Origin of the sequence: Paraburkholderia humisilvae, assembly GCF_902859855.1 — a bacterium.
GTDB classification, from domain to species: Bacteria; Pseudomonadota; Gammaproteobacteria; order Burkholderiales; family Burkholderiaceae; genus Paraburkholderia; species Paraburkholderia humisilvae.
This window is the reverse complement of sequence record NZ_CADIKH010000306.1, coordinates 1-1,666: the sequence shown is the minus strand read 5'-3', so window position 1 is coordinate 1,666 and position 1,666 is coordinate 1. Positions and strand designations below refer to the sequence as shown.

The 1,666-nt window shown below is 57.1% G+C and carries 1 protein-coding gene; it reads left to right on the top strand.

Features of this window, described 5'->3' with window-relative positions:
- Positions 1-1,519 precede the first annotated feature (1,519 nt).
- A partial coding sequence (locus tag HV796_RS42125; RefSeq protein WP_175233161.1) for a transposase occupies positions 1,520-1,666 on the top strand: 147 nt, incomplete at its 3' end.

Genomic DNA, 1,666 nt, shown 5'->3' with positions numbered 1-1,666 from the left:
CCGTCGCTCGCAACAAGCTCAAAAGCGCTCAGCACCGACCTTCGATCATCGCCGCGTGCTGGATTCAGGCAACCTTGTGGTGACGTCATGATTTATGGAAAGGTCAATAGCGCGCTTTGCCTTTCTACAGGTACACGCCGCGGGCGCATGTAGCGCGTACAGTTTGTTGTCCGTCGGCCTCCAACTGTACGAGCTGCTGAGTTGGTGGACTCAGCCCCATCAGGCAGGATATGGCGCGGCTGGACCGTAGTCTCATGCAGGTGCAGTTCGTCTTGAAGCGGCACGCGGCGAGTGGCGCCACGGTAAACAGTGCGATCATCTGATCGCTCGCGGCGGTGCATAGACGCTGTATTCATCGAGGGGCAATAATACCGATCCCGTATTCGTTCGAATACGCTGTTGCTCAACAAACCTGTAACTCAGGTGGGAAATCAACGCCGTTAGCGAGAGGAAAATTGCCAAGCCAGTCAACAATCGCGTCATGATCAAACGATGTGACGTTGCCTCGCGATGATCACCTGTGTGATCAACATTAGAAATTGCTTAAAAGCTTTAACAAGTGCGACGCGTGTCGCCGTTCGCCGGACGTGAATCGGCAACGTAGTGAATGGCAAAGCTCTTCTCTGCCTTGTCACGTTCACGCCCTGAACATCGGAGAGTGAAGCTGTGACCTGCTGTACGACCAGCAGTTGCCGAACGTGCGCGACTGGTAACAGTCGGGTTCGAAGCTTCGGGGACAACGCACCCGCCTTATTGGAGATTCCCACGGGCGACCGGAAGGGATCGACACTGCCAGCAGCCGTGCGGTGTGGGGGGCAAGTTCCGCATGCACAACGTACGTGAACTGTTGCAAACCTCGTTAGCTTCAAGGAGCCAAAGCTGCTGGGAGGCTCTGACCAAAATGGTGAATGGCCGGTTGCATCCCTTTGTTATGGATGCACGTCGTCAAAGTGCCATCGGGGGATAGACAGGTGCTAAACGGATAGGCCCGGGAATACTCGGGTCGGTAGGGATGGGAACGCGGAAACCCCGATTTCCCGCCAACGCTCCGGCTTGCTGGGACGGTGGCAGGTGGACCGTGAGGAACACTGTTGGGCAAGCGGGATTGAGAACGCGCAAAAAGCGAAGGGTTGCCTGTAACGGGTGACATAGGGGTTCGGAATTTGCCTCAACCTGAAAGGGTGCTGACGTGCGCGTGGTGCGGTTGTCGTTGACCTGTGTCCGAGGTTCGCCAAAGGCAGCTTGTGAGAGACCGGTAGCGCTACGGTCCAGCGCCCTTGTCCCGGTAGCGGAATGAATCGACGGTGCGACGTCAGCGAAGGTTGTGTCTGCGCAGATACAACTGGCATCAGTGAGATGCTTCTGGCCGTGCTCGAGCCGTATGCGGGGAAACTCGCACGTACGGTTCCTCGGGGGCCGCGTTTCCGGGAGGGAACGTGGCTACCCTCTAATGAACAAAGGGCTGTTTACTTCTGGCCATTCCTGTTAACCTGATCGTTGTTTCGGCGACAAAAAGGACATGGCTAAACCGATACTGGACGACGAACTGTGGGCACTCATCGAACCGTTGCTGCCACCGCCCAAACCGCGGCGCTCGCGCTATCCCGGGCGCAAACCGCTGGACAATCGCGCCGTGCTCACCGGCATCCTGTTCATCCTGCAAAGC